General features: G+C 44.4%; 17 protein-coding genes. 3 read left to right on the top strand and 14 right to left on the bottom strand.

Annotated elements, in window-relative coordinates:
* Positions 1-101: 101 nt before the first annotated feature.
* The 3 genes from nadE to ACQW03_RS07585 form a co-directional block, all read right to left on the bottom strand.
* Positions 102-911, bottom strand: a complete 810-nt coding sequence (gene nadE, locus ACQW03_RS07575) for an ammonia-dependent NAD(+) synthetase (protein ID WP_025722646.1) — start codon at positions 909-911, stop codon at positions 102-104.
* A 101-nt stretch (positions 912-1,012) separates the two neighbouring features.
* The gene (locus tag ACQW03_RS07580) at positions 1,013-1,447 is read right to left on the bottom strand and encodes a BrxA/BrxB family bacilliredoxin (protein WP_023986978.1); all 435 of its coding nucleotides are present in this window, start codon (positions 1,445-1,447) and stop codon (positions 1,013-1,015) included.
* Positions 1,448-1,588: 141 nt separating this feature from the next.
* Complete coding sequence (locus ACQW03_RS07585) at positions 1,589-3,328, bottom strand: two-component system sensor histidine kinase NtrB (RefSeq protein ID WP_071639515.1); 1,740 nt, start codon at positions 3,326-3,328, stop codon at positions 1,589-1,591.
* Between the two features lie 292 nt (positions 3,329-3,620).
* Here ACQW03_RS07585 and ACQW03_RS07590 point away from each other — a divergent pair, with 292 nt between their 5' ends.
* Positions 3,621-4,880 carry an NAD(P)/FAD-dependent oxidoreductase gene (locus ACQW03_RS07590; RefSeq protein WP_441949051.1) on the top strand — a complete coding sequence of 420 codons (1,260 nt, stop codon included), beginning with the start codon at positions 3,621-3,623 and terminating at the stop codon, positions 4,878-4,880.
* A 206-nt stretch (positions 4,881-5,086) separates the two neighbouring features.
* Here ACQW03_RS07590 and ACQW03_RS07595 read toward each other — a convergent pair whose 3' ends face one another.
* The 6 genes from ACQW03_RS07595 to ACQW03_RS07620 all read right to left on the bottom strand — a co-directional run bounded on the left by ACQW03_RS07595 (position 5,087) and on the right by ACQW03_RS07620 (position 12,641).
* Entirely contained in the window at positions 5,087-6,757 is a 1,671-nt protein-coding gene (locus ACQW03_RS07595) for a ribonuclease J (RefSeq protein ID WP_441952332.1), read from the bottom strand.
* 112 nt (positions 6,758-6,869) lie between these two features.
* Complete coding sequence (locus ACQW03_RS07600) at positions 6,870-8,300, bottom strand: YfcC family protein (protein ID WP_441949053.1); 1,431 nt, start codon at positions 8,298-8,300, stop codon at positions 6,870-6,872.
* A gap of 2 nt (positions 8,301-8,302) precedes the next feature.
* Positions 8,303-9,886, bottom strand: a complete 1,584-nt coding sequence (locus tag ACQW03_RS07605; protein WP_441949055.1) for an amidohydrolase — start codon at positions 9,884-9,886, stop codon at positions 8,303-8,305.
* A gap of 135 nt (positions 9,887-10,021) precedes the next feature.
* A complete protein-coding gene (locus ACQW03_RS07610; protein WP_104497322.1) occupies positions 10,022-10,735 on the bottom strand; it encodes a GntR family transcriptional regulator in 714 nt (237 codons plus the stop codon).
* Between the two features lie 96 nt (positions 10,736-10,831).
* A complete protein-coding gene (locus ACQW03_RS07615; RefSeq protein WP_441949058.1) occupies positions 10,832-11,644 on the bottom strand; it encodes a PfkB family carbohydrate kinase in 813 nt (270 codons plus the stop codon).
* 28 nt (positions 11,645-11,672) lie between these two features.
* Positions 11,673-12,641, bottom strand: a complete 969-nt coding sequence (locus ACQW03_RS07620) for an SIS domain-containing protein (protein ID WP_220026971.1) — start codon at positions 12,639-12,641, stop codon at positions 11,673-11,675.
* A gap of 315 nt (positions 12,642-12,956) precedes the next feature.
* Here ACQW03_RS07620 and ACQW03_RS07625 point away from each other — a divergent pair, with 315 nt between their 5' ends.
* Positions 12,957-13,589, top strand: a complete 633-nt coding sequence (locus ACQW03_RS07625; protein ID WP_076293129.1) for a LysE family transporter — start codon at positions 12,957-12,959, stop codon at positions 13,587-13,589.
* Between the two features lie 20 nt (positions 13,590-13,609).
* Here the strand turns inward: ACQW03_RS07625 and ACQW03_RS07630 are convergent, their stop codons facing one another.
* Both ACQW03_RS07630 and ACQW03_RS07635 read right to left on the bottom strand, forming a co-directional pair.
* Positions 13,610-14,947: an amino acid permease gene (locus tag ACQW03_RS07630; protein ID WP_441949060.1), complete on the bottom strand. Its 1,338-nt coding sequence runs from the start codon at positions 14,945-14,947 to the stop codon at positions 13,610-13,612.
* 206 nt (positions 14,948-15,153) lie between these two features.
* Positions 15,154-15,588 (bottom strand): hypothetical protein, encoded by a 435-nt coding sequence (locus tag ACQW03_RS07635; RefSeq protein WP_013308721.1) that lies wholly within the window; start codon positions 15,586-15,588, stop codon positions 15,154-15,156.
* Between the two features lie 290 nt (positions 15,589-15,878).
* Here ACQW03_RS07635 and ACQW03_RS07640 point away from each other — a divergent pair, with 290 nt between their 5' ends.
* Positions 15,879-16,343 (top strand): MarR family winged helix-turn-helix transcriptional regulator, encoded by a 465-nt coding sequence (locus ACQW03_RS07640; protein WP_013369372.1) that lies wholly within the window; start codon positions 15,879-15,881, stop codon positions 16,341-16,343.
* Between the two features lie 175 nt (positions 16,344-16,518).
* On the opposite strand, the gene ACQW03_RS07645 is transcribed toward ACQW03_RS07640, so the two are convergent.
* The 3 genes from ACQW03_RS07645 to ACQW03_RS07655 all read right to left on the bottom strand — a co-directional run bounded on the left by ACQW03_RS07645 (position 16,519) and on the right by ACQW03_RS07655 (position 21,841).
* Positions 16,519-18,111, bottom strand: coding sequence for a glycoside hydrolase family 32 protein (locus ACQW03_RS07645; RefSeq protein ID WP_441949063.1), 1,593 nt, complete (start codon positions 18,109-18,111; stop codon positions 16,519-16,521).
* 106 nt (positions 18,112-18,217) lie between these two features.
* Positions 18,218-19,717, bottom strand: a complete 1,500-nt coding sequence (locus ACQW03_RS07650) for a glycoside hydrolase family 68 protein (protein ID WP_441952334.1) — start codon at positions 19,715-19,717, stop codon at positions 18,218-18,220.
* A gap of 609 nt (positions 19,718-20,326) precedes the next feature.
* Entirely contained in the window at positions 20,327-21,841 is a 1,515-nt protein-coding gene (locus ACQW03_RS07655; protein ID WP_076293134.1) for an MDR family MFS transporter, read from the bottom strand.
* Positions 21,842-21,867: the final 26 nt, after the last annotated feature.

Genomic DNA, 21,867 nt, shown 5'->3' on the forward strand with positions numbered 1-21,867 from the left:
GAACTAGAACATTTCGATCTATATATTGTTTATTGAAAATCGCTTATTGGATTTTTGCAAAATCTCACTTGAGCATTTTACAATTCCATAATGATTAATGCTTAAACTCCTGGGATGCTTGTCCGCTTATGCGCTGTACGTGTAAAGAAGCTTTCCAGCTTTTCGCGTGCCGCCGGGTCAATTTCCTTGCCTTCCAGGTAGTCGCTGTTTGCTTCGTAGGAGATCCCCAGTTCTTTTTCATCCGTCTGGCCTTCCCACAATCCTGCTGTAGGCGCTTTGTCCAAAATGGCCTGCGGAACTCCGAGATAGCTGGCCAGCAAGCGCACCTGACGTTTGTTAAGCGTGCTAAGTGGCGTAATATCGACCGCTCCATCGCCCCATTTGGTATAAAAGCCTGTGATGGCTTCTGAAGCGTGATCTGTGCCAACGACGAGCAAATTCAGCTCATTCGCGAGTGCGTACTGAACCACCATACGTGTTCTTGCCTTTACATTCCCTCTCACTTGCGGAGTAATGGAACGCTCCAGACCGATATCCTTTAACGTATGCTCCACTTCCACGGCAACCTTGTCCACGGCTTCCTTAATGTTCGTTTCCCCAGCATATTTCAGGTCGAACGCTTTGGCTACCGCGTAGCTATGCTCGATATCTTCCTGTTGGCCATATGGCTGGAATACACCCAGCGTTTTGTATTCGTCCCCTTGCTCCTGCGTCAACTCATCTGTAGCCCGCTTGCACAAAGCGGCTGCTACGGCACTGTCAATCCCGCCACTGATGGCGATCAGCAGCCCTTTGCTTCCCGTTTTCGTTACATACGACTTGAGGAAATCCACACGCTTGCGGACCTCCGCTTCTACGTTAATCGTAGGCTGTACTCCCAATTCAGCAATAATCTGTTCCTGCAAACTCATCAGATAAGCACCTCTTTTTTAGGAATTTCCTTCACAAGCCAACATGCAAAAGCCCCGGCAAGTTTCGCAGGCGAAAAATGCGGGGCATAGCTTGAGTAGTCTTACCGGCAAAAACGATCAAATGCACTGGTCAAATCAGCAGCGATCTGATCTGCCGAACGATCCTCCACCTGATGACGCTCGATGAAGTGAACCAGCTCGCCGTCTTTCAACAGCGCGATAGAAGGGGAAGACGGTGGGTAAGGTGCGAAAAATTCGCGAGCCTTTGCTGTGGCTTCCTTGTCCTGTCCGGCAAAAACCGAATACAGATGATCTGGCGTAAGATCATGCTTCAATGCTTCAGCCACCCCTGGGCGGCATTGGCCTGCGGCACAACCACATACCGAGTTCACAACAACCAGCACTGTACCTTTAGCATTAGGCAGCTTGGCCTCCACATCTTCAGAAGTACGCAGTTCCTGAATCCCAAGATTCGTCAGTTCATCACGCATTGGCTGAACTGAATCTCTCATATATTGATCGAAAGACATAGACATATTCTTTCACTCCTTTTCCAAAAATCATGTATACTACGTTTCTAATTTCATCCTTTGCCGTAGTAAAGGCATGGACATCTAAATTTCATTATACAATCTTTTTCACGTAATTTGCAAAAATCCGGCTATATATTTGCACGATTATTTCTGTATCGAATTCATGACAGGAAACTCAGAATGATCCCGGTAAGTCGGAACGGTTCTGCGCAATCGAACTTTAAACTGCGTACCCATTCCCTCCACCGAATCTACGGCAATTGTACCGTGATGACGCTCCACTATACTTTGACATAAGGCCAGACCCAGACCTGTACCTTTCGTTTTGGTGGTGTAAAAAGGTTGGAACAGCTTTTCAAGCTGTTTTTGCGGAATTCCCGGCCCTGTATCCTTTACTTCTAGTTCCACAAAATCCCCTTCCTCATGAGTGGAAATGGTCAGCACTCCCTTTTCCCCCATAGCTTCCATCGCATTACGCGATAAATTAAGCAGCAATTGCTTCATTTCCTTAGGATTCAAATGCAGCATCGTCACATGATCCTCCAGCTTTAGCTCAATCGTCTGTCCCCTCAGATTCGCATCTGCCCACAATAAAGGCGTCAGCTCGCGAATAATATCATGCAGATGACATTGCTCCTTCTCGACAATTCGATTCTGGGCCAGTGAAAGAAAATCGTTAATAATCCCGTTCGCTCGGTCAAGTTCCTCCATCACAATGCGGTAATAATGGTTGAGGGATTCTGGGCTTTTCTCACGCATAAGCTGTAAAAAACCACGCACAACCGCCATCGGATTACGTATTTCATGAGTAATGCCTGCTGCCATCTGTCCAACCAGACTGAGCCTTTCAAAATTACCCAGCTCACTGCGTAGCGTCTCCAGCTCTGTAATATCTTGCAAGGCGATAATGACACCTGTCGTTTGGTTTGCATGTTTATCCCGAATAGGAAGGAAACTTGAGAAGAATACTTTGGGGGTAACATTTATAAAATCAGCCCCCGCCTCTCCTTCCAACGCTTTCGCAACTCGTTCGTTAACCGCAGGTAAAGCGCTAAAACCATATAACGAGGTGAATGGACGACCTACTACCTCAGGCAGCGTAATGTAGGGATCGTAGTCCCGATAGAGTTCCAGCATCGTTTTGTTCATATGTATAACTCGTTCTTCGCTGTCCAAAGTAACAAGAGATAACGGCATCAAATCCATAACTTGACGCAGCTTATCCACTTCAATTAAATATTTGCTCGTAAACTCAGTCACATCACGCCGTAGCGCCAGCTTCTCAAAGGCATTATGCATCAGGCTCACGACCGTAAAACTTGCCAGTACCCCTGCACCAATATTCCAAAACGTTGTAAGTAAGTCAGGAATGTATACCGCAATATCCTGTTTGCCCCACAGTAGCGGAAATATCGCCTTAAACAGCATATCAGCCACAACATATGCGGAGATCAGGAGCTTTTTGTCCAACATTGTTCCTCTTTGAAAAAACTTGACATGCAGGAGCATAAAAGGAAAAAGGATAAAACCCGTTCCCACATACATCGGGGACATTTCTGTCGACTGGGCTATAATTAGGACTCCCATAAGTGCGGAAGCGGCAAGCACGAAGGCAGTGCGACGTCTACCGTACATGATGCCAACTGCAAGGGGAATAATACCGAGATTGGAAGGTAAACCATACGGAGACTGATATTGAAAGAGTGTACATAGCAATATGGCTGGCAAGCAACACAAATACAGTATTCCTTGATTGGGTCCAGGAAGCAGATTGCTGCCCCAAACCTTTTTCTTATCCCCATAATCCGTTAATATAGAGAAAAAACCCGCCGATATAACGGCAAGGAGAACTTGGAGCACACTTTCCTTCAACGCAATTAACAAGGACTTCTCCCCCTCATCATCTTTCCTTGACGCCGTTAGTTGAATTAAAGCACAGGCTACAATATATTACAATATATGTGTTAAAATCCCGGTGTAGAACGACAAAATATGCTAAATACCAGATGTATATAAGAAAAGCGTTTTTACGTATTTCAGACTCCTGAAAATTGAAAGATATATGCGTTTACTGTGCTCAAAGGCTATCTAAAGCGACGGTATTACGATATGATGAAAAACCGGTTACGCCGTTCTGAATTTTTTTGAAAATTTGTCGACGAAAAGGAAGAGGTTTATGACTTACGACGTTATTGTGATCGGAGGCGGCTCAGCCGGATTAATGGCTGCTGCTGCTGCCAGCGGTGAAGGTGCCAAGGTGCTTTTGCTGGAAAAGGGAAATAAACTCGGGCGTAAGCTGGGGATCTCTGGTGGAGGCCGTTGCAATGTCACGAATGCCAAAGAGCTGGACGAACTCATTCGGCACATTCCCGGCAATGGCCGATTTCTGCACAGTGCACTGGCGGCTTTCGGCAATCGGGATATCATCGTTTTTTTTGAACAGTTGGGTATAGCCTTAAAGGAAGAAGACAACGGGCGTATGTTTCCAGTGACGGACAAAGCCAAAACAGTTGTCGATGCTTTGGTCAACAAGGTACGCTCTCAAGGAGTCGAGATTCGAACAAGCTGTCCTGTTCAAGAGGTTATTTACACTGAAGGTCATACAGCTGGGGTGCGACTGCGTTCCGGTGAAATCCTACATAGCCGTAATGTCATTGTAGCCGTTGGTGGCAAATCCGTTCCGCATACAGGCTCGGAAGGTGATGGCTATGCATGGGCAGAACAAGCAGGGCATACGATTACGGAACTGTATCCAACAGAGGTTCCCTTGACCTCAGGCGAGACGTTCATCCAGACGAAAGAGCTTCAGGGACTATCCTTACGCGACATCAGTCTAACCGTATGGAATGCGAAGCAAAAGAAAGTTGTCGTCCATGAAGGAGATATGATTTTTACACATTTTGGTCTATCTGGCCCGACTGCTTTGCGGTGCAGTCAGTTTGTCGTCAAGGGAATGAAAAAGAATAAGGTGAACACGGTGTTGTTGACTCTCGATTTGCAGCCTCACAAACATGCCGATGAAGTCTACCGTGAGACGCTGGAATTGGCATCGGTCGATGCTAAAAAAGCGATCAAAAATGTGCTTAAGCCTTATTTGCCGGAACGCTTGATTCCATTGTTGCTCCAGCAAGCCGAACTGCGTGAGGACTTGACCTATGATCATATTCCCAAGCAGCAATGGCAAGAACTTGCTCATCGCATTAAGGCGTTTCCAATCCGTGTGAACGGTACGCTCTCTCTGAAGGAAGCATTTGTTACCGGGGGCGGTGTGAATTTGAAGGAAATTAATCCGAAAACAATGGAGTCCAAGCTGATGCCTGGATTGTTCTTCTGCGGTGAGATACTCGATATTCACGGTTACACAGGTGGTTATAATATTACAGCGGCGTTTACGACAGGGCATACAGCAGGAACCCAAGCGGCCGTAAGCGATTAAGACGCTGCGCGTAGGATTTGATCTTACGATCGCTGTTGCCTCTCCAGATTCAAATCCTCCGCTTCGCTAGAAACCGCCATTACAACTGCATTTTTAGGGAAAACAGGAAGTAAAAAGACTTAAATCAGTTGTATTGCTGATCTAAGTCTTTTTTGGGTACTCGCGTAAAAAACAAGCTCCATCTTGTTTTGACATTTGCCACTATTCTATACCTCAATAATGATAGGCAAAATCATGGGTCTTCTCTTCGTCTGACTGTAAATAAACCGGCCAACATCATCTTTTAACATTTGCTTAATCAGTCCCCACTGACTCATTTCGATTTCTGTTAACTCGTTCACTGTGGACATAATCGTGTCGTGGATCTGACTCATGAGCTCTTCGGAATCCTTAACATATACAAAGCCTCTTGAAATGACCTCTGGTGTTGCGAGCATTTGTTTCTCGTTTTTGCTCAACGTCATCACAATAATCAGCATTCCGTCTGAAGAAAGCTTTTTACGGTCTCGCAGTACAATATTACCTACGTCCCCTGTCACCAATCCGTCTACCAAGCTATTGCCGGCTGATACTTTGGGCCCCAGAGATGCCCTTCCCTCTTGGATTTGAACAGTGTCACCGTTATGGACGATAAATACATTCTCCATCGGAATCCCTACAGACTCCGCTAGCTGACGATGCTGATACAACATCCTGAATTCACCGTGTATGGGAATCAAATACTCAGGTTTCATCAGGGTCATCATTAATTTTAATTCTTCCTGGCTGCCATGACCGGATACGTGCATCCCTGTGGTACTGCCTGATCCATAAATAACGTTGGCGCCCAGTACGTACAGGTTATCAATGACCTGGGAAAGATTCCGTTCATTCCCGGGTATGGCCCCAGCAGCAATGATTACAGTATCACCAGGCAAAATTTCGATTCTGGGATGCAAGGAATTGGCTAGTCGGGACAGTGCAGCCATCGGCTCACCCTGACTTCCTGTACATAAAATAGCAATTTCTTCTGCAGGAAACCGTTCTGTTTCTCCCGCCTCAATCAACAAGTCCTCAGGCATGTGCAAGAAACCCAGCTCCTTAGCCACTGACACCACATTTATCATGCTGCGTCCCAGTAGAACGAGTTTCCTGCCTGTTTCCACAGCCGCGTCAATGACTTGCTGGACACGGTTCACATTGGATGCAAACGTAGAAATAAATACTTGCTGTTTGGCTCTGGAAAAAGCATCCAAAATATGTCCGCCAACCAAGCGTTCTGAAGGAGTAAATCCCGGTCTTTCGGCATTAGTACTTTCGGAAAGAAGCACTTTAACCCCTTGCTTTCCAATTTCGGCCATACGATGAAGATCGGGGAAAGGTCCACTGACGGGAGACATATCGAATTTGAAATCCCCGGTGTGGACCACATTTCCTTCCGGTGTCTGAAAAAAGACACCCAGGCAATCCGGGATACTGTGGACGGTAGTGAAAAAGGATGCCTGAATCGTTCCCGCTTGAACGGTTGAATCCCCATCTATAAGATGAAGCTCCGCATCACGTAAAAGGTTGTGCTCCCTTAACTTAATCTTAATTAGTTCGATGGTGAGCTTTGTGCCATAAACGGGCATATTAATCTGCTTCAGCAGATAGGGAATACCTCCGATGTGATCCTCATGCCCATGAGTCACAATGAGCGCTCTGACTTTATCCTGATTTTCCAGCAGATAGGTAACATCCGGCACAATGAGGTCAATACCAGGCAAATTCTCATCAGGAAACTTGGAGCCACAATCGATAACGACAATATCCTGATCGTATTGGATAAAATACATGTTTTTCCCGATTTCATTAACACCGCCTAGAGCAGCAATGAGTAATCTATTATCAGCATGCATCAATTTTATTTCCTCCTTAGGAAAATGCTATCCATATTATTCATTTTCCACGTAAACTTATGCACAAAAAGAAACCCTTGTCTCTAAAAGACAGGGGCTCTCACTTGATTTATTAGATACCCACCGCAGCCGAAATAGCAGCAAAAATAGCAGCAACTAACCACAGGATCGGGAATAGCTTGAAGATTACCTTTAGCCACTGTCCAAAGCTGATCCGGGCAATGGCCAATCCCGCCAGCAGTACTCCGCCTGTCGGTGAAATTAGATTGGTTAACCCGTTACCGAATTGGTACGCTGTGACCACTGCTTCACGATTGATACCTACAAGATCGCCAAGCGGTGCAAGTACAGGCATGGTTAGTGCTGCTTCCCCCGAAGAAGATGGGACTAGGAAAGTAATAATATTATGTGCAACCAACATAATGGTAGTGAACAAGTAACTTGGCAATCCTTCCAGAATGCTTGCGAGTGCATTCAATACGGTATCGATGATCATACCCTGCTCGGCGATGATCAGAATTCCGCGGGCGAGACCTATGATCACTGCAGCGTAGATGAATTCTCCACACCCTTTTACAAAATTCTCAGCTATTTCCTTCTGGCTCATTTTAGTAACTACCCCGACAAAAAGACCGAGTGCGAAGAAAAGGGCACCAATTTCAGTCATATACCAGCCTTTGGCCAAAATCCCCCAGACAATTACTCCAAGCGTTACAATAAATCCACCTATTATTAATTTGTCCCGAAACGTGAAGACGACGTCCTCACCTGTATTTTCTTTTATAAAATGCTCACGATTTATAATATCACTCTGAAAAACAATGGATTTCTCCGGATTTCTCTTAACACGATGCGCATACCACATCGTAAAGGCAATAGAAATCATAGTGAATACAAGCCATTCAATAAATCTCAGCCAGAGCTGAGGATTCCCCTCCACTCCTGCAATCCCCTGGGCAATCAATACTGAAAATGGATTAACAGTCGAACCAACATAGCCAATTTGCGTTCCCAGAAATAGAATGAGAATAGCAGTCATAGAATCGAAGCCTAGGGCAAACATTAACGGAATAAAAATCGCATAAAGCGGAATAATTTCTTCGCTCATCCCAAAGGTAGAGCCTCCGAGACTGAATATAACCATGGCAATTGGAATAAGCAGAATCCCCTTATTCTTCAGCCGTCTGGCAAGAGCTGTCAGGGCACGATCGATGGCTCCCGTCTGCAGTATAATCCCGAAGGAGCCGCCCACAATTAGGACAAAAGAGACGACATCCGCAGCATTGATAATCCCCTCAATAGGAGCGCTTAGGATTTGAGGGAGTCCTTGTCTTAAATCACCGTTCTCCCCAGTTTTGGGTACAGTGTGATAGGTTCCCGAAACGATCGCCGTTTTGGTCACACCGTTCACTGTCACTTCATGACGCTCAAATTGTCCGCTGGGCACAATCCATGTCAATGCGGCGACTGTAATGATAATCAAAAATATTAAGGTATAGCTATGAGGCAAGGATAATTTCCATTTCATATTCTTGATGTTCATGTTTATCCCTCATTCCAAGAATGGTTATACGTAACCTTCCCTCCCATAATGGTCAATATCACTTGGGCGTCCCTGATGTCACCAGCGGATGCGTTAAGGAGGTTGCGATCAAAAACGGTGATGTCAGCATATTTTCCAGCCTCTAGCGTGCCTGTAACCTCTTCCATATAACAATGTCTGGCTCCATTAATGGTCCATGCCTTTAAAACTTCGGATGGCGGCATCCCCCGATCGGGATACCAGCCTCCAGTAGGTGATCCGTCCGGAAATAACCGATGAGAAGCTGAGTACAGTGAATCGGGAACACTGGTGATAAATAAGGGCAGATCAGTCCCAATGGTTATTGGCACATTAGCCTCCAGCATAGATTTATAATTATAAAATCGGTTTTCATGACCTTTGCCTACCACAACAGGCATATAGGCCTCTTCATAGGTTGGATTCAGTAGCAGGATTTGAGCGTAGACTTCGGCAAAAATTTCGTTTTCGCCCATTCTGATCAGATCATCTGGATGAGGATACTCTAGATCACTGATCGAATGTCTGATAAGGTTATTACCTTGTTGTTCGCGGCATTTTTCAATCATGGATACCGCTTGGCGAATCGCAGCATCACCTTCTGCAGTTAGGCAGCATTTGATACCTTGGCTGTCTGCTTCCAGCACATAGGCTTCAATCTTTTTGTAGTCAACCGTCCTCAAAGTCGTTACTCCGGGCATATCTGCGTAAGGTTCCAGCATGTCCCCCGTATGATCTGCTACGACACCGTCAAGCATCAGCTTGTATCCTTGGAAACGAATAAGGTCTCCATTATAAAGTGCTTTATACTTCATACCGGTGGCAATATCAAGCGATTCAACAACGGGTTCAAGCGAGAAATGAAATCTGAGTGGCAGTTCCCCTGTTTCTTTCAAATCTTCTAGAATCGGCAGCAACTCGCTATGCCGGTCAAAGCCAATATCTTTTATGGAAGTAACTCCTCGTGCAGCTAGTATGCGGCAAAACTCCATAAACTCTTGTTTGACAAGGCTGTGGTCCTGCATCATAGCTTGGAGCAGCAAAGCGCGTGCCTCAGCACTGCATTGATCCGGCAGAAATTGATATTTCTCCTGAGCCAGTCGGTTCATCCAGCAGTAGCTTTTATTTAGGTTAATGGCAATTACCGCCCGATCAGGGAACAGCTCGTCCAACAAGCTTTGCTCAGGCAGCTTGCCCCATCCTTCCTCGCTCCAACCGTAAGCGGTTACATCTTTCCCTGGCGGAAGATTGTTTGCCGCTTGTAGCATGGATTCCACTGCTTCTTCGATCGAGGCTGCATGAGTCAAATCCACGCCCCGATGCATCGACATATATCCGGTAAAAAATACATGGTTGTCATGAACTCCTGGCATGATAAAAGCATCACCCAAATCACAGACAACCGTTTCCGCTCCTATCCAAGCTTGTGCTTCCTCGGGACGCCCTACTGCTGCAATACATTCTCCTCGCAGTGCAATAAACCCAGGCGAGGCTTCATTTTCTAAGCCATTAAAAATAGCATTTGAGAGTAAAACTTTGTCCGCTAATGTGTCATTCTTCCCTTGCACAATTTCACCCCCTCATTATTTATCCGCCCCATAACATAACGTAATATAACGTTATAATGTTACTTCTGCTTCTCTTATGAAGTGGAAGCAGAAGCTGCGCCGTACCTGAATAACATTACCTAACAGGCAACGGATTTATATTGAGAATTGATAACGGTCTCCAATGATGTACTGCTTACCTACATGAACAGGGCTTCCATGCTGATCATAAATAATCGTATGCATGTAGAATAAAGCCTGCCCGATAGCCGTCTCCAGCAGCTTTGCCTGGTATTCATCCGCCAAAGCGATTTGTAATATCGTTTCTCCTGGTTGGTTAGGATCGATGCTGTATTTATGACGCAGCAGTTCGTATACAGAGCCCTCCAACTGTTCTTCCATTAGAAAAGAGAATCGGTCATAAGGATAAAAATTATTCTCCAGCATGAGCGGTCGATCACCGGCGTATCTTTTGCGCTGAATATATAACACTTTCTCTCCTTGTAGCAGCTGCAACTGATGTGCAATTTCCTCATCTGCTTCTATGATTTCACGTCCTGTGACCACACTGTGCGAAGAGAGGCCGTTGGATTTGCAGGCAGCTGTAAAGCTGATGATATGTTCAATCTTCCGCCCAATTTTGGGTACATTGACAAAGGTACCTTTTCCTTGACGTTTGGTCAGATAACCTTCATGAACCAATTCGGCAATTGCTTTTCTTACGGTAATTCGACTTACATTGTAGGTCTCGCTTAGCTCAGTTTCGGTCGGTATACGACTTCCCTGCGTAAATGTTCCATTATGAATAGCGGTTTTGACTGCTTTTTGTAATTGAATATATAATGGCTCTGCTTGGTCTGAATTCAACATAATGTGCCCTCACTTGTCATATAACGTTATATTACTCCCACTTAGAGTATCAAATGTTACATATTCTTACAAGTGAAGATATTTGAAAATATTTTATTAGTAACGGATGCCGTATCCGAAAGAACCTTCTACCAGACAGCTCTGGGCGGCAACCCTCGAGCCCTCTGCCATAGCGTCCTGAATGTTGCTATTTTTTAAAAAACTCAGTAAAAAGGCGGTTATATAAGAGTCTCCTGCCCCCATCGTATCCACAGCGTCAACGGAATCAGGCATTTGAAAATAGAACTTAGTACCATCATAGGCAATAGACCTATCTCCACCGCGTGTGGCTACCAGGATTTGCCCCTCTTTTTTTCGATTGGAGCGGATATAGTTCTGTGTCTCTTCATCCGTCATATGGCTGCAAGAGAAGAAAGCGAAATCGGCATACGCAATATATTTCTCCACTTGTGCATCTACGAAATCATCCGAAAAGTCAAAAGAAAGAGGAATTCCCAGCGTCTCCAATTCAGGCAACAAGTGCCCTGTATGACTGTACAAGCCGGTGTGAATAAGGTCGAACCCGCCAACATAGGCCTTGTCATCTTCACTGAGCTTCAGCGGATGGAGACGTGTAACTCCTCCCTCATTGCTGCCCAGAAATACTCTGTCTCCGTCTTCCAGGGTTACACGTGCGCAGCCGTTCTCACCGCTGTGATATCTGCACCGTGAAATGTCGATTTCCAGCTCACGGAGAATGTGTTCTACATGCTGTGCTTCGTTATCATCTCCGAATACTCCTATAAAGGCTGCATCTACTCCCGCTTTTTTGGCAAATACACTGAAATTAAGCGCATTGCCGCCAGGATACATCATGCGCAGATGAACATATTTATCTACCACATTATCGCCAATGCCTAGAACTTTCATGATGGTTTCCTCCTGTTGGTAAGAGCGCTTAGTAAGCTACTTTGCCCATATAACGGCGAGTTTCCAGTGGGTGATTGCGTACATTTGCGAGTGCTTCACGATAAACGCATACAATGCTGTAAAATAAAACCGGGTTAAAAAACTCGACGACCTCGTCGGCAATGGTTCCGATTCCAAGCTCCTTCGCATCGATCACTTCCACTTTCTCGGCATATTGATTTAGGAAAGTCCGTGCCCGTTCATCCAATGCCCGTGTGCGTCCTTCGTTGATCATCAGAATAAATGGAGTTTCTTTATCCGTTACTTCAAACGGACCGTGGAAAAATTCACCGGAATGGATTGACGCCGCATGGAGCCATTGCATTTCCATCAGAGAACAGATAGCAAATCCGTAGGCATGTCCATAAGAAGCTCCGCTAGTCAGAATATAGAAGAGATCTTCATTGCGATATTTGTCAGCAAATACACTCGCACGCGGTTCAACTTGTATTTTTGCCCGGTTAATAATTCCATTAATTGCTCCCAAGCCGTTCTGGAAAGCTTGATAATGCACATAGCCTTCAGCGATCTGAAGCAGCTCAACAGTAAGCTCTAAAATAATGGCCATAGGATTATTTTTGACATCGCTCTCATCTCCCCATTCGTAGAGGAATGAATAATCGGAATAATTGAGCAGTGTCGCTTCACTATTGTGGGTTAAGCCGATGGTGTAAGCGCCTTTCTCTTTGGCTGATTTAGCAGCCGCAACCGATTCCGGCGTGTTTCCACCATGGGAGCAAACGATGACTACTGCGTTTTTACCTAAACGTTTTGGCAGCGCGTGCACAAATTCATTTGCTGTATACATGCCTGCTACCAACTTCTTTGCTTCACTATCCAGAAAATATTTTGAGGGATACATATCGACTAATGAGCCCCCGCAGGCTACTAAATAAACCTCTGAAATCTTCCCACTCGCTTGTTCATAAATCGTTTGAACCGTCTGATGTACATTCATTGTGATCTCTCCCTTTTATATAACGTTATATAACGTATTGTTTACGAGATAAATATAAGCGCTTTCAATAAAAGTGTCAAGCCCAATTATTCGATCAAATAGACTTTTTTTATAACCTGTCATTAAAAATGCTCTAATCCTTTTGTGTACGGGATTAGAGCTCCTTTTTAGTTTTAATTCATTGATAGTGGTTGGCAATAACGAGACTACTCCTGCAATATACGTACAAAAAATGGTCTTACAGATGGGTTTGTCCGAATAAACTAATATAGACAAATACATAACATCCAATAATACTCAAGGAGGAAAAAGGACATTAATACGTTTATCAGTTATATTTTTCTTGGTTTGTCACTTTCCGCTCCCATTGGACCGATTAATGCCGCACAGTTGGATCGAGGTATTAAGAATGGGTTTTGGCATGCCTGGTTTATTGGTCTTGGTGCAATAACCGCAGATATAATCTATATGTTGCTTGTCTATTTGGGAATGATCCACCTTCTTAATGCCCCGTTTGTCAAAGCTTTTTTATGGTTGTTTGGATTTTTCGTGCTTGTGTATACAGGTCTTGAAAGTATTAAAAATGCTGGCGTGATTTCAGAGTCCGAATTACGGGGAAATGGTAATACCCTAACCAACTCATTCCTAGCGGGCTTCCTGATGTCATTATTCAATCCTCTCTCCATCCTGTTCTGGCTTGGGATTTACGGGTCCATACTCGCAAACGTCGCTAATTCATATCCAGTACAACAGCTAATGATCTTTAGCGGAGCGATTGTATTAGGTGTGCTACTCTGGGATGTGACTATGGCAGCCGCTTCAAGTATTTTCCGTAGGTTTCTAAAAACCGGATTGCTTAAAACCATCTCTTGGATGTCTGGATTATCTCTTATCGGTTTTGGCTTTTATTTTGGTGTACAAGCATTTCAATTACTTTTTTTACGCTAACACTTAACTTCCTGACAAAGTTAACGAGATTCCTTGGTGGGCTTTCGGCGAACCCATTGTACGATAAGGTCACATATTGCAATTAACAAGACAAGCAATAAGCTGATGTACACTCCCGGGCGGCTAAGTTTATGAAAAAATGATCCGACCACAGCCATAGCTATCAACAATAATCCAATCCAACGTTTAATATTATTTGATCTACTCGATTCCAGTAGCTTACCTGAAGACAGCAAAATAAAGCACCAATTATACAACAGCATTAAACCCGCTGCAGTAGTGATATATTCATATACTTTTCCCGGTAGTAGCAACGACATTACGATGGCTGAGATTAATCCGACGGAGATCAAACTAAGTGCATAAAGAGGATATTTACCCTTCCACTTCCGTGAAAATAATGTGGGGGCATCTCCTTCCTGTGCGAGCGTAAGCATCATTGATGTCTCTGCATATAGGGATGCTGTCATTGTTGAGAACCCTGCAATAATAAGCACTCCATTAAATAAATGAGGCACAAAAACTAGATGATCGCTGCTGAGCGCAAGCACAAAAGGACTTTCTTTCGGGTTAAAGGCACTTAATGGCACCATAGACACAGCCAGACCAATCGAAAGCACATACACTGCAACCAGTGTAACCAGCATTACTTTTCCTGCTTTAGGTGCATCCTCCGGTTTTTGAAGCCGATTTGACATAATTCCGAGCACTTCAATACCTCCGTATGCATAAAAGGCAAAAATAAAAGATGACCACAATCCTATACCGCCGGTAGGGAAAAACTCTTTGTAACTGTTGGGGAGCTTTGGATTATATTTTCCTCCTCCGATCCAGCCTGCCAAAAGAGCAACGGCCAAGACCAGAAACATAACAATAGCCGCCATTTTAATGATGGCCAATACATTTTCAACTCGATCAAAACCCTTATTGCCAAAAAAAACAATCACAAGCCCTAAAATCCCGAAGCCTGCCGCAAAGATCCACATCGGTACCTGAGGAAACCAGAAGCGTGAGAATATAGATAGCGCGGTTAGTTGACTCCCATTGATAAGCAATTCTGAAAACCAATATACCCAGCCACTGCCGAATCCTGCCCAACTTCCAAATGCTTTTTGGGCATAGGAACGGAAAGAACCCTGTTCAGGATGATCTGCCGTCATTCGCGAAAGAGCATCAAACACTACATATGTTCCAACCGCTGCCAAAAAGTACGCAATCAGTACGGCTGGACCGCCAATAGAAATCGCTAAGCCGGACCCCAGAAAATATCCTGTACCGATAGTACCTGCAACTCCTAACAAGCTAAGTTGCCACCATTTTAGTTTTTGTTCTTTTTGCATATCAAACGGTTTGTCCATTAAAAAATCACCCTACTCCTAGATTTTGGGACAGATCTCTCCATTCTTTAGATTGCCCTCTCCAATATATTTCATGTGAATGAATGACTCTTCTTTATCAATAAAAAAGCACCAGCTAACCCGCTCAAGGTTTACTGGTGCTTTTTACTTCACAAAACATTTGGAACATAAACAACCGCCTAATCGACATAGCGTCATCATTTGGGTCAAATATGGATGCTTCCAGAAAATCCATCCACTTCGTCCTCCGGTTGTTGATCAGAGCTGACGTTGTGCTCCCCCGTTGTGTTGCTATACGTTCGAGAGGAGCCGTTTTTATACGCTTCACTCCAATCCTCGTTGATCGTGTGCGCCGGGATAATCCAGTCCTCCGGGCTATAACCTGGATTTTGTACACCGACGTTTCCTTGCAGATCGGGAATTGCATCCGGCCTAGAGAAAAGAGTTCCTACCTCAATCATACTTCCTTCATAGGCTTGGCAAATCTCCAATGCAGACAGCACATCCTGGTTCTCAATATGAACACTGAGACCTGTGTCACCATTTGTGCTGGCGGAGTATCCAATTTCCTTTAATGTTTCACAGGCTTGGGCGGCTTGCTGCGGATCACGAAATTGAAAACGGAAAGAACCCGTATCCATGTGTTTCATCTCCTCTGAAGTAGCTTATTTTGTTAATTGGGGTTCATTAGTTTAGGTATGTTATTTTTAATATAACCAACCGGAACAGTATTTTTACATTCAAAACCTTTATTTTTCAAAAATTTACTTTAAAGCTTTGAAATTAAATAGTTAAAAAAGCAGCTACTGTGACAAATCGCATGTTTTCGCTACGTAAATCCCTTTATGCTAGTAACAAGGGTATGGTTGCCCGGTCATCCGAGCCGAGCGGTCAAAGGATGCCCAAATCCATACATAAAGGCGGAATGAAGATGATAGATTACCGAACATTGGTGACACAGCAATCTATGCATTTGTATAGCGTGTTTGCCAAGTCATTCAAAAGTGTAAACGAACATGCGGTTGCTGGCATCAAAACGGTGGGCTTCAACCCAACGGCCTTCGCCGTGATGGAAGTTTTATATCACAAGGGCGCGCAGCCAATCCAACAAATTGGAGCAAAGCTGCTTCTGCAAAGCGGAAATGTCACTTATGTTATTGACAAGCTGGAAAGCCGCGGTTATTTGCACCGTCACCCGTGCGACCAAGATCGTCGGATTATATATGCAGAATTGACGGACGAAGGACAACGTGTCATGGACGAAATTTATCCTGATTATACACGTCAGATTGAACGTGCCTTTAGCGGAATCAGTGAAACCGAAAGAGATCAACTCATCGGCTTGCTCAAAAAATTGGGCCGTAGCGCTGATAACCTGTCACCTTATCACAAATAGAACGAATAGTAATTTTAGCAACTGATCGTTTGTGAATAAACGAACAATCTTATAGCTGTGCTAAACGAAAATTTAGATTTACACAGAAAAGTCCACCCTTATATTCATGGGTGGACTTTTCATATACCTGAATAGAGCGAAATATGTCCAAGCTTACGAGCAGCATAAGTACCTGCTATCGACTAAAATGTTTGACCACTACATTATTAAAAATTGCTGGACCGCCATCGGAAAACAGAGTGATTTTCTGATCCTCTAATCGTGGAAATATTAAGGAGGAAAAAGCTACTTCTCCATCATCGACAAACACTTCAATACTGGTTTTATCGACGAGAATGTTCAGGTGGACCTTTTTCTTATCGGGATCAAAAGGCGCCTTGCTCTCTACATATTTTCCACTCTGATCCGGCTGGCCCGTGTTCGCTCTGTTTACGTAAGAGTATTGACCGTCCACTGAGACACCCACATCGACATGACGCTTGCCATCCGTCGACTCTCGAAGCCTCAATCCTACATTTTTAATCGTAGACCAAGAGACATCCGCCTCTAGCTGATAGGCATCGCCTGCTACCGGAAGCCGGTGAGTACCCTCTACTTTAATCGTTCCTAATGATTTTTTGGATGTTTGGAATCGCTCCAAATTCGGTACCGGCTGTGAAACCAAACGATATCCAGCATCTGCCGTATGTTTCAGTCGAATTTGGCGAACAATCGAATCCATTCCATTAAAGTCTTCCTTTAGGGTAGGAGTGTTATTGGCATAATCCCAATTGTTCATCCAGGCTAGAGCATAACGGTGACTATATTTATCTTTGTCTTTTCCTTCCTCGAACGTAACTGCACCATACCAGTCAAACCCATAATCCAGCCACTCAGGTTCACTGTGATCAGGAAGAAATGCTTCTCCATTAAAATCTCCCGTCCAGTAAGCATACGTGTTGGGTCCGCCTGTTGATTTGCTATTGGCGCTCACGCCTAGAATCCATTGATAGGTTCCATCATCCGCCCGCATCCGGTAAAGGTCAGGACATTCCACAAGTCCGATATTCTCCGTTTGAAAGCCGCTTGTATACCGCCAATTCTTTAAATTATCAGACTCATAAAAGCCAATCTTTGTTCCCTCTGCCATGACCATCACCCATAGATTACGTTGAGTATCTCGGATGATTTTGGGATCTCTGAAGTCCTTTGTACCGGGGTTGGACATCACAGGCTTGTTGCGGTAAGAAGTAAACGTCTTGCCTTTGTCCTTACTGTACCACAAAAATTGTTCCTGCTTTCCGCCATCTGCGGAGGGCTGTGTCACAATGGCTACCAGCGTGCCTTTTCCAAACCCTGCGGTATTATTAACATCGATCACGACCGAACCGGACCAAGGATCTCCATTCGGGTTCGTATATTTGGGAATCGCCACCCCTTCATCTTTCCAATGAACCAGGTCAGTTGATGTTGCATGTCGCCATTCTGTACCGTTCTTTTTGGGATAGTCACGATTATACAAATAGTAATAATGATATTTTTCATCAAAATAAATGGGCCGTTGAGGATCATTCTTCCACTTATCCGGAACGGTAAAATGATAGGATGCCCGGTAGGTTGGTGTTGTATGCTTACTTTGATTAGCTTGATTTTTTGGATTTGCAGCAGGTTTTTGGGGTTCGGCTGCATCCTGTTGGTACATACTCCATCCCATAGCTATAAATATAGTTAAGCCTGTGATGATTACAACGGATCGTATCCAAATGCTCTTGGGAGCTTTTTTTCTCATTATGACGATCCTCCTTACCTCTCATTGCATCGTTATGTATCGTCCGATGGACGACAGATCGGGTTGCTACCAAGCCGCCGCCTTCGGACATACTGCATATACCTACTTATTTCTTTCCATATTCATTTTGGTGTTCTTTTTTATCATTCGCTGGATCAATCGTGATTTGCCCTTGCTCCAAAATACCGTTTTTCACAACAGAGGTTTTCGAGCCTTTAATATTCAGCAGGAAGCTTGGTGCGAAAGTAGATTTGTGATCCGGGAAAAGCCCTCGATTAGTCATATAACTCGAAACGACTACGTTATTGCCTTTGCCTTGCGGGATAGCAAAATGGGCATACGTCCAGGTAATATCATCACGATCCAGATCCTGATGAAGAACGAGACCGGTTCCATTCAACGGTTTATAAGGCCCTGTCAAGGAAGTAGAAACATAACCCAGCATGTAAATATCATCGTCACCTATCGCATCTACAGTCACCTTGGAACCTCTCGTACTCGTAAATAAATACCACAAACCATTCATTTTGAAAACATTCGCCCGTTCAATTTCATCTGTTACCAGATTGGATGCAATCAAAGGGGGCATTACATTTTTCAACGTATAATCATCATTCAATTCAACGATGCCCAGTGCGCCGTTCGCCAGCTCAGCTCCTTTTTTCTTAGGACTTTGCTGCAGGTTAGAAAGCTCTTCACTGAAGAATTTCTTATTGCCGCCATAATAAGCTGAGTTTTGAAGCGAATCTTCGCCTTGGTAGCCTGTCTCAGTCCCTGTATTGGCTTCAAATATAATATATTTGTGGCCTTGATCCTCGACATAGTGAGGGTCTCTAAGGGTATGATTATCCATGTCCACTCCGACGCTTTGCTGCACATTTTGATAGGTTTTCCCATCTCCACCGTCATAGATCGATTTCAAATCCTCGACTCCATCTACTTTCAGTGTCTTATCATCAGGCTGAGAGACATTAATTTGAGCCGTACTCAAGGTTTGCTTGCCGAATAATTTGTTATTCGGATCATAGGGCTGTCTGCTGGTATAAAATAAACGTACTTGTCCATCAGAGGTTAAGGTAGCTGAACCTGACCATTCTTCTGACTGATTTTTTAGAATCGGATCGTTGGCAAGCAATTTATCATTGTCCTTAAATACTCTGCCGGCATTTTTCCAGCCGCTCAGTGAAGTATTGCCCGCTTTTTGATAAAACAGGTATATGAATGTATCCTCGCCTCTTTTAGGATCGCCTGCTAATCCAAAAACGATATTATACCCTTTGTAATTGGCTACTGTGCCATCGGCATTTTGTAACGGCCAAGAGTCCCAGACATCGAAATCAATCAGCTTGCCTGAGCTATCGCGACCAATAGCAGAAGGAATATTCTTAATTGTAGAGGCATCGAAGGACGGAACCTCATATTTCTCTTTGCCTTGCTGTTTGAAAATATTCAGCATGTCATTACGCGTAATTTGCGTAAATGCATTGTCTGTTTTGAGATCAGATGCATCATTTTCCTCGGCAAAAGCCTGAACGCCGCCTCCTAACAGCAAGGTAGTTGCTACTGTTGCAGTGGCTGCTTTACTGAACCATTTGTTAAACTTCAAGTACTCCATCTCCCTTAATCTAATTATGCTTCTAGATTTGAAACCCAACTTTTTGGTTGGTAGGGCCATTTTATACGGTATGTCAAACGATTGATATAGACTGAAAAGCCCTATTATATGAGGTAAGAAAACAGGCGCCTCTTGAATTTCATCCTCATATTTTCCTAGTAATTTTCTGAAAATTCCTTTTTTTTCATTCCTATTACATTCAGAAAAATTTGCTACTTGATTTTTTTCCGTGTCCCATTTTGCTAGGTTGGTTGCTTCATTCACATGCAAAATCGTTCTAAAATAAATCATACAAAGCCCAATTTGTAAGCGAATTCAAAAAAATGGTTCCTTAGTACCCTACAGCTCAATTCAGAAACATATTTTTTGTTACAATTTCTTAAGACTTTTTTACCATTTTGTTACCTATACCCTATGAATATATAGCAATCTCAAGGAGATTTTTATTTTCTTTTTGTATGCTGGGAAATTTATTGGTCCTATACGAGATGGTTTTTTGTTGAATCAGTAGGAGGAGAGACCTTTGAATAAAGAGATAGCCCGGACTTTTATTCAAAGGTCCGGGCTATCTCTTTTATAATGAAAGATTTATATTATTTTTTATGCGTGTTCTCTTTGTGGTGTCTTTACGCGCTGATCTGCCTCTTCTTCCGTACCCGGCGGACGGTTCCGCAATCCGAGGACGACAAACCAGCTAATAACTGCAATAACGACCATGATAACGAACAGGGAATGCAGACTGTTTTCCAGTACAGAACGAAGTAATCCTGCAACCTTGTCACTTAGACTCTGTGAAGCATGAGGTGCAAGCAGACCGTTAATATCCTCCTGCGTTACCCCTTGCTGTGTAAGCTGTCCGTCTGCTGTCTGGGCGACAATGCGATAATTCAGCCATGAACCGAAGGCTGCAACCCCGATTGTTTGCCCCAACGTACGCAGAAACGTATTCAATGCTGTCGACGCGCCACGCAACTGAAACCCGACCGAGGACTGGGCAATAATCGTAAACACAGTCATCGAGAAGCCGAATCCCAGTCCATACAACAATGTAGACAGAAACAGCAGCCAGATCGGGGCCGTTTGGCCCATCAAGGTCATGACGAAGGCCCCCAATACAATCAGGGTCAGCCCAATCAAAGAGGTTCGACGTGAGCCCAGGGTCAGCAAAATGCGTCCTCCGATCATGGAGCCAAATAGCCAGCCTACGGACATTGGAGCCAGCGCGAGACCAGATGAAGCGGCATCTCCACCGTGTACACCTTGAATCCATAGTGGAAGATAGCTAGTCAGTCCGATCAGCAGGGTGCTGACTAACAGTGCTGCTGCACAGGAAAAAGCGATATCCCGTATCCGAAATAGCTTTAGTGGCACCATCGGTTCCTGAGCGCGTTTTTCGATAACCAAAAACAAAATCAGGAACAAAATGGCTACGGCAGCCAAGGCCAGCAATTCAGGAGAAGCCCAACCGATATACTGCCCGCCCAGTGCCAATACGAGCAAGAGGGCCGTCATCCCGATGGTAAAGGTAACCGCTCCCGGCACGTCGATACGCGCGGTACGCTTGCTTACCTGTTCCCGCAGGTAACGGGCGATGAAGAACATAGCCAGCAATCCAAAGGGAACGTTAAAGCCGAAAATCCACTCCCAGCCAAAATAGGTAACCACATAACCACCCAAGAGAGGCCCGATCAGGGAAGAAATCCCCCATACGGAGCTGATCATGCCTTGGACTTTGCCGCGTTCCTCCATTTTGTAGATATCACCGATGATGGTAAAAGTAACAGGAATGACACCACCCGCACCAATACCCTGAATGGCCCGGTAGATAATAAGCTGCTCCATATTGCCAGCCAGCATACAAAGCAAAGAGCCAAGTACAAACAACGAACAGCCGATTAAAAAAATGGGTTTTCGGCCAAACAAATCGCTAAGCTTGCCGAAAATGGGTGTGGTCACAGCCATTGTCAGCAAATATGCCGTAAAAATCCAACTGAGCAAATTCACGCTACCCAGCTCACTAACAATCGTCGGTCCCGCCGGACCGATTACCGTTCCTTCAATTGCGGCCAGAAAAGTGGCCAATAGAACACCTGTCAGCACGAGTCCGCGCTTCATGGGTTTATCGTTTCCCAAGCAAATCA

This window comes from Paenibacillus sp. DRB1-1 (genome assembly GCF_052119485.1).
GTDB classification, from domain to species: Bacteria; Bacillota; Bacilli; order Paenibacillales; family Paenibacillaceae; genus Paenibacillus; species Paenibacillus polymyxa_B.

Excerpts from the sequence above, each read along its gene's own strand:
- nadE (WP_025722646.1), bottom strand. The coding sequence starts at position 911 with ATGAGTTTGCAGGAACAGATTATTGCTGAATTGGGAGTACAGCCTACG.
- ACQW03_RS07580 (WP_023986978.1), bottom strand. The coding sequence starts at position 1,447 with ATGTCTATGTCTTTCGATCAATATATGAGAGATTCAGTTCAGCCAATG.
- ACQW03_RS07590 (WP_441949051.1), top strand. The coding sequence starts at position 3,621 with ATGACTTACGACGTTATTGTGATCGGAGGCGGCTCAGCCGGATTAATG.
- ACQW03_RS07595 (WP_441952332.1), bottom strand. The coding sequence starts at position 6,757 with ATGCATGCTGATAATAGATTACTCATTGCTGCTCTAGGCGGTGTTAAT.
- ACQW03_RS07600 (WP_441949053.1), bottom strand. The coding sequence starts at position 8,300 with ATGAACATCAAGAATATGAAATGGAAATTATCCTTGCCTCATAGCTAT.
- ACQW03_RS07610 (WP_104497322.1), bottom strand. The coding sequence starts at position 10,735 with ATGTTGAATTCAGACCAAGCAGAGCCATTATATATTCAATTACAAAAA.
- ACQW03_RS07615 (WP_441949058.1), bottom strand. The coding sequence starts at position 11,644 with ATGAAAGTTCTAGGCATTGGCGATAATGTGGTAGATAAATATGTTCAT.
- ACQW03_RS07620 (WP_220026971.1), bottom strand. The coding sequence starts at position 12,641 with ATGAATGTACATCAGACGGTTCAAACGATTTATGAACAAGCGAGTGGG.
- ACQW03_RS07630 (WP_441949060.1), bottom strand. The coding sequence starts at position 14,947 with ATGGACAAACCGTTTGATATGCAAAAAGAACAAAAACTAAAATGGTGG.
- ACQW03_RS07635 (WP_013308721.1), bottom strand. The coding sequence starts at position 15,588 with ATGGATACGGGTTCTTTCCGTTTTCAATTTCGTGATCCGCAGCAAGCC.
- ACQW03_RS07640 (WP_013369372.1), top strand. The coding sequence starts at position 15,879 with ATGATAGATTACCGAACATTGGTGACACAGCAATCTATGCATTTGTAT.
- ACQW03_RS07645 (WP_441949063.1), bottom strand. The coding sequence starts at position 18,111 with ATGAGAAAAAAAGCTCCCAAGAGCATTTGGATACGATCCGTTGTAATC.
- ACQW03_RS07655 (WP_076293134.1), bottom strand. The coding sequence starts at position 21,841 with ATGAAGCGCGGACTCGTGCTGACAGGTGTTCTATTGGCCACTTTTCTG.